This is a genomic window from Dietzia sp. E1, from assembly GCF_014145015.1.
Lineage (GTDB): Bacteria > Actinomycetota > Actinomycetes > Mycobacteriales > Mycobacteriaceae > Dietzia > Dietzia cinnamea_A.
This window is the reverse complement of record NZ_JAALDU010000091.1, coordinates 1-13,167: the sequence shown is the minus strand read 5'-3', so window position 1 is coordinate 13,167 and position 13,167 is coordinate 1. Positions and strand designations below refer to the sequence as shown.

Below are 13,167 nucleotides of genomic sequence, written 5' to 3'. Positions count from 1 at the left end.
CACGCGCCAGCCCTCGGCGCCCTCCATGCACGCGACCACGGCGTCGAGCAGCGCGGCGGCGGGCACGGCGGGCGCGATAACGCTCGCCGTCGCGACCACGTTGGGGACGAAGCCCGCCCGGGCGAGGCCGGGCGCGACGAGGACCACCGCGGTGGTGTTGGTGCGGGGCAGTGCGCCCTCGAGAGCGTCGATGTCGTGCCAGGTGTCATCGGGGGCGACGACGACGAGGCCTGCCACCCCGGGCGCCGGTTCGGTGGCGGGGTGGGGCCGGATCGTCGCGCCGAGGCCGGTCGCATAGTCGTGAAGCGGGGTCATGGGAACTCCTTGACCACGCCGTCGCGGTCGACCGCGATCCCGTCCGGCTCCGCGCCCTCCGGCCACCACTGCTGCGTCCGGTACATGTGGCGGCGCACGCGCCAGGGCGGTCCAACGAACAGGCGCTTTGACGCGCGGGTGCCGAGCAGTGGCCGCAGCTCAGGTCGGTCGCGGAGGGCGAGGATCGCGGTGAGCAGCGCGCTGGGCTCGACCGTGAAGTAGTCGGTCTCCAGCAACAGCCGCGGGGTGTCGACGTCCTCCCATCGCACTCGCACCTTCACGCCTGACACGCGCTCGGGCGGGACCACGATCTTCGCACCGGGCTGGTACCGGCGCAGGTACTTGCGGTACCCCTCGTGATCGCGGACGTCGTTGGTTGACTCCGCGTCGCCGAGCTCGTCCCACGCCAGCGTGATCCGACCGATCCCCCTCCAGTAGGTGATCGACTCGGGCGTCATCCTGATCCCGCGGAGCATCTGCCACAGGCAGAGGAGGCTGAATGACGCCCCCGCGACGATCAGCAACGGGCCTGTCACGGTCGGGTCGTTGATTCCGTCCAGCTCCGTCGACGGCCACCCGATGAGCTCACCGTAGAAGACGCCGCTCGCCGCCATCGACGCGCCTGCGCAGATCAGGAGCACGAGCTCCGCCGAACCGACTCTGGGCAGCACCCAGGTCGCACCCCGGAAGTTCACGACCCGGTTCGGGAGCACATCACGGAACCCCACGCGGATCGGGATCACCGCCATCCCGAACAACCAGAAGGCACCGAGCGCCACGGGGTAGGCCGTCCGCTCGTCTGCAGGTTGGGTGGCCACCGGGCCGAAGTAGAGGAGCACAAACGCGAGAACAACCCAGAACAGCAAGAACGCACGGGCGGGCTTCACCGGCCTGCATACCGCGTGGCAGGTGTAAGGGAACGGCCTCGCGGCGAGGTCAGTTCGCACGGTCGAAGGCTCCCCTCACCCACGAGGAGGCGAGTGCGCTCAGGTAAGGCCCACCGCCCACTGTGCCGGCCGCCCCTCCCACCACGCCCCCCAGTGGACCTCCGACTAGCAGTCCTGCAGCGATTCCGATCGGCCCGCCCGCGAAGCCAGCGACGGTACCGACTCCCTCCGCGACAATCGCCTCGTGCAGCGGCTCGTGCTCTGGGCGAGACGCGACTCCGCCGAGGAATCCGAGGCCCGCCATCACCGGGCCGAGGGCCTTGGCCGCCACCGTGCCCCGGCCACTGTCGAGAACCACCTCGTACCACTTTCCCTCAACCAACGACGCTCCGGTTGCCGCCGCAGCCGAGACCTTCGCGGTTCCGCTGAGGCCCACAACCCGTGGGTCGCCATTGCCGGCGGCGGTTCTGTCGCGCACCTCGCGGCCGACGATCCCGTGTAGCTCACGGTTGGCCCTGTCATCGATTTCTCGAATCGCGGCGAGGAGTTCCCAGATCCGCCTCCGGAATCCCTCCGCCTCTGATTCGCGATCGCTCCGCTCCGTGGCATCTGCATACGTTGTGCGGGTGTCGCGGACATGCTCCCCCTCGACCCGGACAAAGCCCTCCACCAGGAGCTCGTTCTCGAGAACGCGGAGGTTGGCCACCAGCACGTCGAGTTCGGCTCCCGTCCGCCGAACCACCTTGCTCGCATCGTGCAGCATGTCCGAGAGCTCGAGCACCCTGCCGGAGATCTCCTCCGACTCTTCGCGGCGCCGGGTGATGAACTGCCCGCACTGGCCCTCGGTTCCTCGCTCGCCGGCCTCGCGGATGTCGCGCGCGGCCTCCTCCACCAGGTCCGACTTGGCCCTGAGCCACTCGGCTCCGCTCGCCATGTCGGCGGGGGCCCAGGAAAGGTAGGCGTCCACTCCTAGAGTCATTCCCCGCAGGCCTCACCGATGGCCGCCGCGTTGGCGGCGTCCGCCTCCTCCACGGTGGCGATCCCGCCGTGGATGTCCAGATAGAGCTGGCTCAGCTCGTCCGAGATCTGGTGGATGAGCGGCTCCACAGTCTGCCGGAATCCGATGCACCCGTTGATCAGCTGGGCGCCGGGCACCGACGCCTCGACGGTGGCCACTCCGTCGAAATCCGACAACGCGCCGATGGCCCGGGATTTGAACTCGACGGTATTCGCGAAGGTCACGAGCAGGTCGGGAACGATGTCAGTGGAACCTGCCGCTGGCGCGCCGGGCGGGATGTGGTCAGGCACGTGCGAGCCCTCCTCGCTAACCGATGTGATCGCTGCACACGGTAGTGCCCCGATCCGGCTGAGTGGGGCCGCTCCTCGGACCTGCAGCCGTCCGATCCGCAACCACGAAATCCGCTACTCCGCGTGGAGATTCGCTAGCCCTGTGGGAGTAGCGGATCCCGACGCGGGGTAGCGGATTCGGGAGGGGCTGGGCCGGGAGGGGGCCGGGCCGGGAGCGGGTTGCGTCGGGAGGGCCCCGCCGAGCGGTCAGACGGCGGCGCGGAACCTCCGCAGCCGCAGGCTGTTGGCCACCACGAACACCGAAGAGAACGCCATCGCGGCGCCCGCGATCATCGGGTTGAGCAGCCCCGCCGCGGCCAGCGGGAGCGCCGCGACGTTGTAGGCGAACGCCCAGAACAGGTTGCCCCGGATGGTGCCGAGCGTGGAGCGCGAGAGTCGGATCGCGTCGGCCGCCGAGCGCAGGTCCCCGCGGACCAGCGTGAGGTCGGAGGCCTCGATCGCCGCGTCGGTGCCGGTGCCGATCGCCAGGCCCAGGTCGGCGGTGGCCAGGGCAGCAGCGTCGTTGACGCCGTCGCCGACCATCGCCACCACGCGCCCCTCTGCCTGCAGCCGGCGGACCACGTCGACCTTGTCCGCCGGCATGACCTCGGAGATCACCGTCTGGGGGCCCGGGTCGATGCCGACCTCGGCGGCCACCGAGGCGGCCACCGCAGCGTTGTCCCCGGTGAGCAGGATCGGGGTGAGACCCAGCTCGCGGAACTTCTCGATGGCCTCGGCCGAGCTGTCCTTGATCTGGTCGGCCACCACGAGGACCCCGCGGGCCTTTCCGCCCCAGCCCACCGCGACCGCGGTCTGGCCAGCCCGGGCAGCCTCGGCCATCGCGCTGTCCAGCTCCTGCGACAGCGGCATGTTCCGCTCAGCCAGTAGGGCGGGACGGCCCACGACGACCACCTCGTCGTCGTCGGCCCCGGAGGAACCATCGACAGCGGGTTCCGCGGCCGCGCGCCCGGGACCAGCGCCAACGCGCCCCGACACCCCCAGACCCTCGTGGTTGGCGAAGTCCGCTACGGCCGGCAGGTCGCCGACCTCCTCGCGGGCGCCGGCGGCGATGGCGCGGGCGATGGGGTGCTCGGAGGCGTCCTCCACGGCCCCGGCGCGGCGCAGAACTTCGGCCCGGTCCTCCCCGGCCGCGACAGTCGTAGAGACCAACGCGTGCTGACCGGTGGTGACGGTGCCGGTCTTGTCCAGGACGATCGTGTCGACCTTGCGGGTGGACTCCAGGACCTCGGGGCCCTTGATGAGGATGCCCAGCTGCGCGCCGCGGCCGGTGCCGACCATCAGCGCCATCGGCGTGGCCAGGCCGAGCGCACACGGGCAGGCGATGATGAGGACCGCCACGGCCGCGGTGAACGCCAGGGCGGCGCCGCCGCCGGTGAGCATCCAGAACGCGAACGTCGCCACGGCCAGCACCAGGACGACGGGGACGAAGATCCCGGAGATGCGGTCGGCGAGGCGCTGCGCGGCGGCCTTGCCGGACTGGGCGTCCTCCACCATCTGCGCCATCTGGGCGAGCTGGGTGTCGGAACCGACGCGGGTGGCGCGCACGGTCAGGCGGCCGCTGGCGTTGACGGTGCCGCCCACGACGGCGTCGCCGGGACCGACCTCGGCGGGCACGGACTCGCCGGTGACCATCGAGGTGTCGACCGCGGAGGCACCGTCGACGATCTCGCCATCGGTGGCGATCTTCTCGCCGGGGCGGACGACGAACTCGTCGTCGACCTGCAGATCCTCCACCGGGATGCGGGTCTCCACACGCCCGCCATCAACACCCCCGCGAAGCACGGCGACGTCCTTGGCGCCCAGCTCGAGCAGCGACCGCAATGCGGCGCCTGCCGTGCGCTTGGACCGCGCCTCGAAGTAGCGGCCCAGCAGGATGAACGTGGTCACCCCGGCCGCGGCCTCGAGGTAGATGTCGCCGGCGCCGTCACTGGGCGAGAGGCTGAACTCGAACCCGTGGGTCATCCCGGGCATGCCCGCGTGTCCGAAGAACAGGGCGTACAGCGACCAGAGGAACGCCGCGGACGTACCGAGCGAGACGAGTGTGTCCATGGTGAACGCACCGTGGCGCAGGTTGATCGCGGCGGCGCGGTGGAACGGCCACGCGCCCCACACGATGACCGGGGCGGCCAGCGTCAGCGACAGCCACTGCCAGTTGGTGAATTGCAGCGCTGGGACCATGGCCATCGCGATCACGGGGATCGACAGGACGGCGGAGATGATGACACGCTGGCGCAGCTCGTCGACCCGGTCGGGCGCGGCGGTGTCGTCGGTGGCGTTGCCGGCGTGGCCGGTCGACTTCCCGGCGTCGGCCGCGGCACCGGACGCGTCGCCCCCGCCGGGCGCGGACGTGCGGGGCTGAGTGTTCCGGGGCCGCGGCAATTGTGCGTGGTACCCGGCCTGCTCGACGGTGTCGAGCAGCAGCTGCGGCTGCAGGCCCTCGGGGATCCGGACGCGGGCCTTCTCTGTGGCGTAGTTGACCTCGGCGGTGACGTCGTCGAGTTTGTTGAGTTTGCGCTCGATCCGGTTGGCGCACGAGGCGCAGGTCATTCCCTCGATCTGCAGCTCGACCAAGGTGGTCCCGGCGGAGGGCGCCGTGTCCCGGCTGTCGGTGGTGGTCATGGTGTGCTCACTCCTGCGCTGTGACTGTGTACCCGGCCTCGTCCACGGCGGCGCGGACCGCCGCGGGATCGACCGGGTCGGAGGAGACGACGACGAGGCGACCCGACTCCAGATCGACTTCGACCTCGGTGACTCCCGAGATTTCCGAGACCTCCTCCGTCACGGAGGCGACGCAGTGGCCGCAGGTCATGCCGGAGACGGTGTAGGTGGCAGTGGCGGACATGGTGTTCTCCTCGTTCGGGTGGTGGGTGTGCGGTGACTGTCGGGGCCCGCGATCGGTCGGCGCGGTGATCAGGACCTGACCAGGCGGGCGATGGCGGCGTTGGCCTCGGCGAGCTTGGCCTCGGCCTCCTCCGGGCTGCCGCTGGCGATGGAGCCGGCGACGCAGTGCCCGAGGTGCTCGGAGAGCAGGCTCAGCGAGACGGACTGTAGGGCCCGGGTCATGGCGGAGACCTGCGTGAGGATGTCGATGCAGTACTTGTCCTCCTCGACCATCCGTTGCAGCCCGCGGGCCTGTCCCTCGATGCGGCGCAGCCGCTTGAGGTGGTCCTCCTTGTGCGGGGTGTATCCATGCTCGGCCATGGCCCATACGGTACCCCCCTAGGGTAAGTGCCGCAAGAGCGGATCGCGTTCTCCGACGCGCGCTCCGACCCCCGGCACCGGTTTTCAATCCGGCCCCTGCTGTTTATGGTCGGGACAGCGTCACTTCCGATGTCGATCAGTCGAGAAAGGAATGGACTCATGACGGACACGACCCAGACCGCTCGCCCGGCCCGGCACCGCTCCCCCGTCCAGTACGCAGCCCTCGCCTTCGGCGTGGTGTTCCTGCTCGTGGGGATCGCCGGCTTCATCCCCGGGATCACCACCGCGTACGACACCATGCAGTTCGCGGGACACGAATCCGAGGCCATGCTGCTGGGCCTGTTCCAGGTGTCGATCCTCCACAACATCGTCCACCTGCTCTACGGCGTCGTCGGGATCCTGATGTCCCGGACCGCCCCGCAGGCCCGCATCTACCTGCTGGCCGGCGGTCTCGTCTACCTGGCCCTGTGGATCTACGGCCTGGTGATCGGCCACGATTCGGCGGCCAACTTCGTGCCGCTCAACACGGCCGACAACTGGCTGCACCTGTTCCTGGGCGTCGCGATGGTGGGACTGTCATTCCTCCACCGCGACCGCTTGCGCGAGCAGCGTCACCAGGCTGAGCCGCGCCAGCCCTGAGGCGACATGCACCACTCGACCCCTGCCGACGATCTCGGTCGTCGACAGGGGTCGTCTGGCACAGCAGGGCCGCAGCGCGGACGGTTGGCCGCGCTGGATGCCCACCTCGCCTACCCTGTGTCGTCGGCGCGCTCACCGTGACGGGGTCTAAACCAGGACCACACCATCATCGCGGTGGCGACGAGCCACGCGAGGAGGGCGACCCACATCCACGCCGCACCGATCTGCTCCACGATCGGCAGTGAATCGGCCCGCCCCACATACATCCCGGCGACGGCGTACATGCCGAGCGGGAACACGACGCTCCACCAGGACGACTCGTACCGCAGCGGAATGTGGTGCACCACGTGTCTCCACACCCCGGCCGAGATGAGAAGCGGGATCAGCCAAGTCGCCCAGGCCCACCACAGCACTGTAAGTCCAGAAATGAGTCCGGCCGTCGCGTCCACCATCGGGGCGGACGTCATCTCGACGATTCTGGCGCCGGCGACCCCCGTGATCGCCGCGGCGCCCATCGCCACCCAGTACGGCGGGTCAAGATCCCGTGGCCGCAGCGGATAGAGCATGAGACGCAGGGCCATGAACACCGCACAGGCGGCGTAGAGAACGATCCCCACCGACCATGCCACCACCGCTACGACGGCGAGTTCGCCTCTCCCGGTGGACACCAGAGGTTCGAGACTGCCGACGCGGTGGCGATGGACTGGACGGCGACCACCCAGATGAACCAGGTCCCATCGGCCTCGGACAGCACCGGTCGCTCGGTCCGGGACAGGACTGCGGTCCAGGGCACCGCGTAGGGCGAGCAGCAGCCCGGTGACGAAGCCGAGAGCGAGCAGCCCCACCGCGAGAAGGCGGTAATCGTCGGTCAGTCGGACGGCGAGCACATTCGTCCCCGCCGCGAGCGTGAAGAACCCGAAGGCGCGGCCGGGGTCATGGATATCGGCCACGACCCGGTCGCGATACCAGAGAAGTCGGCCTGCCGTGAGCATGAGAAGAGCCACCCAGGCGGTGCCGGCCAGGACGAGGCCGACGCGCGACGCCCCCGCCAGTTCCTGCCGGGACAGTCCGACCGAGAGGATCCCCGTCGCCATCACAAAGGCGAAAGCTCCCGGCGGCAGCCCCATGACGGCCTCCCGTATGCGGCTCGTCACCATCGACCTCCTGAAGATCATCGCCGTGGGCGCCGGGGCGGTCCCCGCTACTGCCAGGCGAAGAAAGCGAGCGTCACCCACGGCGGAGCGGTATTCCACAACAACGGCGAGATCTTGATCCCCGCACCCTACGAGCCCGTCCACTCGGGGATAACCGCTCCATCAGCGGTGAGTGATTCTCTCGGTGGTGACGTCCTCGCGGTCGGCGTAGCGTCGTGGACGCCTACGAGCCCGGGAGCGAGGCTGTAGCGCCGTGCTACCGCCGATCACCATCCCGGCCGTCCGATTCGACAAGCCATGCTCCTGCTACTCGGCAGTGAGACGACGAAACGGAGGAACCCATGAGCATCAGCTCGATCATCACCACCCACCCCAATCCGACTGCGGATCTGCAGGTGGACCACCTCGCCGAGGCAATCGACGCCGCCGCCGCGTGCGCGGTCACGTGCGCCGCGTGCGCGGATGCGTGTCTCGCCGAGGACTCGGTCGCCGACCTGCGTGACTGCATCCGCACCGATCACGACTGCGCTGACGTGTGCGCGACCACCGCCTCGGTGTTGAGCCGCCGGACCGGCAGCAACTTGGGCACCGTCAAGGAACTGCTCACCGCGTGCCGCGCCGCGTGCGCGAGCTGCGCAGACGAGTGTGAGAGCCACGCGAGCATGCACGAGCACTGCAGGATCTGCGCCGAAGCGTGCCGACGCTGCGAGAAGGCCTGCACCGACCTACTCGGAGCCATCGGCTGATCTCTCCACCTCCCCCGGAGGTCCACGTCGCACTCCGTCCCCGGTGGTCACGCGGCCGCCGGACGCGCCGACTCTCTTAAGAGGTTGCGTTTTCATGAGCACCAACACTCACACCAGCAGCGGACCGTCCCCCGGTTCCTCATCGCTCCGGCTTCTCGTCGGGCGCGAGGAAGTGGTCATCAACGACCGCTACGAGACGCTGTCGATCGCCAATGACGTTCTGATAGCCCTGTTCTTCCTCGTGGGCAGCGTCCTGTTCTTCTTCGACTCCACACAGACCATCGGCACCTGGTTGTTCCTGCTCGGCTCTCTGGAGTTCCTCGCACGACCGGCCATCCGTCTCGCCCGTCGGGTCCACCTGAAGCGGATCGGCACGACCTCGGGGAACCACGGCAGCGACTACGACTACTGAGCCGAAACGCCACCGCCCGCGAACTGCTCCAGGAGCCACTCCATGGTGTCTCCGGTTAGCGCTCTTCACGCCGTTCCGGTGGTCCGGTCGCTGGGCCGCGCGTACGGTCGGCAAGCAGCCCACAGACCTCGTCGCGAGGAATGTCAATGTCACACAGGAATCAGCCAGCCCCCGATCGGGTGGCAGACCCGTGGGGCGAACGCACGCCCTACGGCCCCAGCGAGCAGTGGCCGGCCCGGGTGGACACCTACCTGGCCGACGGTATGGCCGAGGCGGATGTCGACCGGTGGGTGCAGACGGCGTCGATCCTGCACTCCAACGGCGACGGACTGGACATCGCCGTGAAGGACGACCGGATCTGCGGGGTGCGTGGACGTGCCGACGACCGGGTCAATCGGGGCCGGCTGGGGGTCAAGGACCTCTACGGTTGGCAGGCGAACTCCTCGCCGGACCGGCTGACCCGCCCGCTGGTACGCGAGAACGGCGTATTGGTGGAGACCGACTGGGACACGGCGATGGACCGGGTCGTCGGCCGGACCACCGAGTTGCTGGACGAGCAGGGCCCCAGCGCGATCGGTTTCTACACCACCGGGCAACTCTTCGCCGAGGAGTACTACACCCTCGGTGTGATCGCCCACGGTGGCATCGGCACCAACCACGTCGACGGCAACACCCGGCTGTGCACCGCGACGGCCGCCGCGGCGCTCAAGGCGTCCTTCGGATGTGACGGTCAGCCCGGCTCGTACGCCGACATCGACCACGCCGACGTCATCTGCCTCTACGGACACAACATGGCCGAGACGCAGAGCGTGACCTGGATGCGGATCCTGGATCGTCTGGCCGGGGACGACCCGCCCGCGATCCTGTGCGTGGACCCACGCCCCACCCCGGTCGCCGAGCACGCCACCCTCCATCTGACCCCGAGGCCGGGCACCAACCTGGCGCTGATGAATGGTCTGATCCACGAACTGCTCGAGGCCGGCCACATCGACCGCGACTACATCGACCAGCACACGGTCGGATACTCGTCACTGGCCGAGCAGGTCGCCGACTACCCGCCGGAGCGGGTGGCCGAGATCTGTGACGTGCCGGCCGAGCAGATCCGCCGGGCCGCCCGGCTCATCGGGGGCGCCGAGCGGCTGATGTCCACGGTGCTGCAGGGTTTCTACCAGTCCAACCAGGCCACCGCGGCCGCTGTGCAGGTCAACAACATCCACCTGCTGCGCGGGATGCTCGGCCGGCCCGGGTGCGGCGTGCTGCAGATGAACGGCCAGCCCACCGCCCAGAACACCCGTGAGTGCGGCGCCGACGGCGACCTGGCGGCCTTCCGGAACTGGTCCAACACCTCGCACGTGCAGGACCTGGCCCGGGTGTGGAACGTCGACCCGATGGACATCCCGCATTACTCGGCACCCACCCACGCCATGCAGATTATGCGGTATGTGGAGGACGGTTCGATCCGGCTGTTGTGGGTCAGCGGCACCAACCCGGCCGTCTCCCTGCCGGAACTCACACGCATCCGCTCGATCCTGTCCCAGGAGCGACTGACACTGGTGGTGCAGGACATCTTCCTCACCGAGACCGCCAGGCTCGCCGATGTCGTCCTGCCGGCCGCCACATGGGGCGAGAAGACCGGCACGTTCACCAACACCGACCGGACGGTGCACCTGTCGGAGAAGGCCGTCGATCCGCCCGGCCAGGCCAGGGCCGACCTGGACATCTTCATCGACTTCGCCCACCGCCTGGGGCTCAAGGACAAGGACGGCGGGCCGCTGGTCAAGTGGCACGACCCCGAATCGGCGTTCGAGGCGTGGAAGGACTGCACCGCCGGCCGGCCGTGCGACTACACCGGGCTGACCTACGACAGTCTGCGCGGCGGCTCCGGTATCCAGTGGCCGTGCAACGACGACAACCCCGACGGCACCGAGCGGCTCTATTCGGACGGGAAATTCTGGGCGGACCCGGATTACTGCGAGAACTACGGTCGCGACCTGGTCACCGGCGCCCCCAAGGACGCCACCGAGTACACGGCGATGAATCCGGAGGGCAAGGCGATGCTCAAGGGCGCGGAATACCTCCCCGCGCACGAACCGCCCGACGAGCACTATCCCCTGCAGCTGATCACGGGCCGGACCATCTACCACTTCCACACCCGCACCAAGACCGGCAGAGCCCCCGAGTTGCAGGCAGCCGCTCCGCAGGTGTGGGTGGAGATCTGCGCCGCCGACGCCGCGGCCGCCGGCATCACCGCGGGAGACCTCACGGAGATCGCCATCCCCCGCGGACGGGTGCGGGCGGCCGCCCGGATCACCGGGATCCGACCGGGAGTGATCTTCCTGCCGTTCCATTACGGCTACTGGGACACCGGCGACAGCGCCGGACCGGAGGGCGACGCCGTGGGGACCGCGGCCAACGAGCTCACCCCCACCGACTGGGACCCCGCCTCCAAACAGCCGATCTTCAAGACCGCCGCCGCACGCATCGCCCGGATCGCCGACCGCGATGAGTCCACCCGACGAGCCGGAGCGGCGACGACGGTCACGGGAGGGCTGACATGAAACTCGGACCCGTTCTCCGCGAACTTCACCGCTCCGAGGTCGAGCTCGCCCACAAACTGCTGCAGGTCTCCGAGCGCCACAAGGTCGATCACGAGATCTACCACGTCGCACGGGACCTGGTGGGCTGGTCCCGCAGCCACCTCGCCGAGATCGCCCGGATCGGTGGCGACTACGGCCAGGACCTCGACCCCGCCCCCCGACTCGAACTCGGACTGGCCGAACGGGCGCGGGAGAAGGGCAGCGAACTACTCGGCAGACACCACACCCCGGAGCTGCTCCTGCTCGAGGACCTACGGACCGTCTACATGGAGGCCTCCGGGGTCGCCATGGACTGGCTCCTCATCGCCCAGGCCGCGCAGGGCCTACGGCACCGCGACCTTCTCGAAGTCGCGGAGAAATGCCAACCCCAGACCACGCGCCAGGCCACATGGGCCCAGGCCAAGCTCAAAGAGACCGCCACCCAGATCCTGGTGAGCTGACAAACGAGAGGAATCGCCATGCCGAAGACAGACAGCGACGGAAACGCGAAGGACAGCGAGCTGCCCTCGACGCTGCAGCGCAGCGACCAGAAGGCCAAGGACACCTTTGCCAAGGCCTACGACTCGGCGGAGGAACAGTACGGCGACGAGTCCCGCGTCGCGCGGACCGCCTGGGGCGCCGTCAAGCACACGCACGAGAAGGTCGGCGACCACTGGGAGCCCAAGGACGGCAAGGGCCCCTCGGATTCACGCTCGGAGAGCGGCGGCCCGAACCCCTCCGGCGAGTCGAAGGACGGCGTGGACGCGAACGCCAGCAAGGATCACCTCTACGAGCAGGCGCAGAAGCTCGGCATCGAGGGCCGCTCCGACATGACCAAGGACGAGCTCGTGGAAGCGCTGCGCAAGGCCGACGACCGGAAGACGGAGGAGAGCCGAGACGACTCGTGAGCCCGACAGGACGGGTCCCGCCCCGGCCCCCTCGCACCGAGGATGAGACCACAGATGGACCACGCCCGTGCCCGGGAATCACTCTCACTCACCGGCTCGGTCGCGCCGGGCACGGGGGGCCATGATCGGAGCCGGCATCCTCGCGCTGGGCGGCCAGGTCGGCGAGCTGGCAGGCGGGTTGATGCCACGGGCGTTGTTCGCCGGGGCGGTGGTCGCGGACTTCAGCGCCTACTCGTACATCCGGAATTCGGCGAGCACCCCGTCGTCCGGTGGTATCGCGATGCTGCTCGAGGCCGCGTACGGCCTCGCAGTGATCGCCGGCTCGTTCTCCCTTCTCATGTACGTGTCGATGATCCTCGCCGAGTCCCTCCTCGGGAGGAACCGCGGCGACCTCGACCCCGACCTGAATCCGGAGACGGTCGTGACCACGCTCGTGGCGCCACTGGTGCTGACGCCGCTCGTTCCCGTCCGATCGCTGCGTCAGGGGGTGCGCCTCGATGGATTCCGGCCTGGCCTCAAGATCGGACTTGGCCGTCCGGACGGACTGATCGACCTTCCACAGGTCGTGGACCGTCCATCACGGCCGGGTAGATATTGCTGACGTACCCCTTGTGGCCGGCCGCCTGGCGCGACCGCTCGCTCGGTGCCTCGTCCGACGTGACGTTCTGCCCGATGACCTCGACGAACCGTTGCTTCTTCAGTGGTTCGGCCCGGTCGGCCTCCTCGAGGGCATTCAAGTTAGCCGCCGAGAGCATCCCCACATCGGCCACGACTACCATGTCAGCGATCGTGTGCCGCCCCCCGGAAGGCGGTGATGACCGGGATCAACGTCTTGGTCTCTGCCTTGTCAGACCCACCAACCCGGGTCCCGCTCAATTGGTGACCCCCGCGCCACACGCTCAGCCTCATGAATTGCAGCAAACCTAGTGTCGCGTGTCGTTAGTTCTTAAATGCTTGGGTG

The 13,167-nt window shown here is 69.0% G+C and carries 15 protein-coding genes; 7 read left to right on the top strand and 8 right to left on the bottom strand.

Annotated features, from left to right (window positions below; genetic code table 11):
- The 7 genes from G6030_RS04055 to G6030_RS04025 all read right to left on the bottom strand — a co-directional run.
- The coding region (locus G6030_RS04055) for a hypothetical protein (protein WP_182642281.1) at nt 1–315 on the bottom strand (315 nt) is incomplete at its 3' end.
- A complete protein-coding gene (locus G6030_RS04050; RefSeq protein WP_182642280.1) occupies nt 312–1,202 on the bottom strand; it encodes a hypothetical protein in 891 nt (296 codons plus the stop codon). The genes G6030_RS04050 and G6030_RS04055, both read right to left, overlap by 4 nt.
- A gap of 49 nt (nt 1,203–1,251) precedes the next feature.
- Complete coding sequence (locus G6030_RS04045) at nt 1,252–2,169, bottom strand: hypothetical protein (protein ID WP_182642279.1); 918 nt, start codon at nt 2,167–2,169, stop codon at nt 1,252–1,254.
- An 8-nt stretch (nt 2,170–2,177) separates the two neighbouring features.
- Nucleotides 2,178–2,510, bottom strand: coding sequence for a hypothetical protein (locus G6030_RS04040; protein ID WP_182642278.1), 333 nt, complete (start codon nt 2,508–2,510; stop codon nt 2,178–2,180).
- Between the two features lie 246 nt (nt 2,511–2,756).
- Nucleotides 2,757–5,189 carry a heavy metal translocating P-type ATPase gene (locus tag G6030_RS04035; RefSeq protein WP_182642277.1) on the bottom strand — a complete coding sequence of 811 codons (2,433 nt, stop codon included), beginning with the start codon at nt 5,187–5,189 and terminating at the stop codon, nt 2,757–2,759.
- 7 nt (nt 5,190–5,196) lie between these two features.
- Complete coding sequence (locus tag G6030_RS04030) at nt 5,197–5,412, bottom strand: heavy-metal-associated domain-containing protein (RefSeq protein WP_007633030.1); 216 nt, start codon at nt 5,410–5,412, stop codon at nt 5,197–5,199.
- Between the two features lie 68 nt (nt 5,413–5,480).
- Nucleotides 5,481–5,771: a metal-sensitive transcriptional regulator gene (locus G6030_RS04025; RefSeq protein WP_007633032.1), complete on the bottom strand. Its 291-nt coding sequence runs from the start codon at nt 5,769–5,771 to the stop codon at nt 5,481–5,483.
- Between the two features lie 159 nt (nt 5,772–5,930).
- Here G6030_RS04025 and G6030_RS04020 point away from each other — a divergent pair, with 159 nt between their 5' ends.
- A complete protein-coding gene (locus G6030_RS04020; RefSeq protein WP_182642276.1) occupies nt 5,931–6,410 on the top strand; it encodes a DUF4383 domain-containing protein in 480 nt (159 codons plus the stop codon).
- A 110-nt stretch (nt 6,411–6,520) separates the two neighbouring features.
- On the opposite strand, the gene G6030_RS04015 is transcribed toward G6030_RS04020, so the two are convergent.
- Nucleotides 6,521–7,564 (bottom strand): tellurite resistance/C4-dicarboxylate transporter family protein, encoded by a 1,044-nt coding sequence (locus tag G6030_RS04015; RefSeq protein WP_347238570.1) that lies wholly within the window; start codon nt 7,562–7,564, stop codon nt 6,521–6,523.
- Between the two features lie 341 nt (nt 7,565–7,905).
- Here G6030_RS04015 and G6030_RS04010 point away from each other — a divergent pair, with 341 nt between their 5' ends.
- The 6 genes from G6030_RS04010 (at nt 7,906) to G6030_RS16355 (ending at nt 12,807) form a co-directional block, all read left to right on the top strand.
- Nucleotides 7,906–8,310: a hypothetical protein gene (locus G6030_RS04010; protein WP_007633040.1), complete on the top strand. Its 405-nt coding sequence runs from the start codon at nt 7,906–7,908 to the stop codon at nt 8,308–8,310.
- Between the two features lie 94 nt (nt 8,311–8,404).
- Nucleotides 8,405–8,722 (top strand): YrhK family protein, encoded by a 318-nt coding sequence (locus G6030_RS04005; RefSeq protein WP_119193348.1) that lies wholly within the window; start codon nt 8,405–8,407, stop codon nt 8,720–8,722.
- Nucleotides 8,723–8,868: 146 nt separating this feature from the next.
- On the top strand, nt 8,869–11,280 hold the full coding sequence (locus G6030_RS04000) for a molybdopterin-dependent oxidoreductase (protein ID WP_182642275.1): 2,412 nt from the start codon (nt 8,869–8,871) through the stop codon (nt 11,278–11,280).
- Nucleotides 11,277–11,759 carry a hypothetical protein gene (locus G6030_RS03995; protein WP_007633047.1) on the top strand — a complete coding sequence of 161 codons (483 nt, stop codon included), beginning with the start codon at nt 11,277–11,279 and terminating at the stop codon, nt 11,757–11,759. Before G6030_RS04000 ends, G6030_RS03995 begins: the two co-directional genes overlap by 4 nt.
- 18 nt (nt 11,760–11,777) lie before the next feature.
- Nucleotides 11,778–12,206, top strand: coding sequence for a ChaB family protein (locus tag G6030_RS03990; protein WP_007633048.1), 429 nt, complete (start codon nt 11,778–11,780; stop codon nt 12,204–12,206).
- Nucleotides 12,207–12,327: 121 nt separating this feature from the next.
- The gene (locus G6030_RS16355; RefSeq protein WP_241724137.1) at nt 12,328–12,807 is read left to right on the top strand and encodes a hypothetical protein; all 480 of its coding nucleotides are present in this window, start codon (nt 12,328–12,330) and stop codon (nt 12,805–12,807) included.
- Nucleotides 12,808–13,167: the final 360 nt, after the last annotated feature.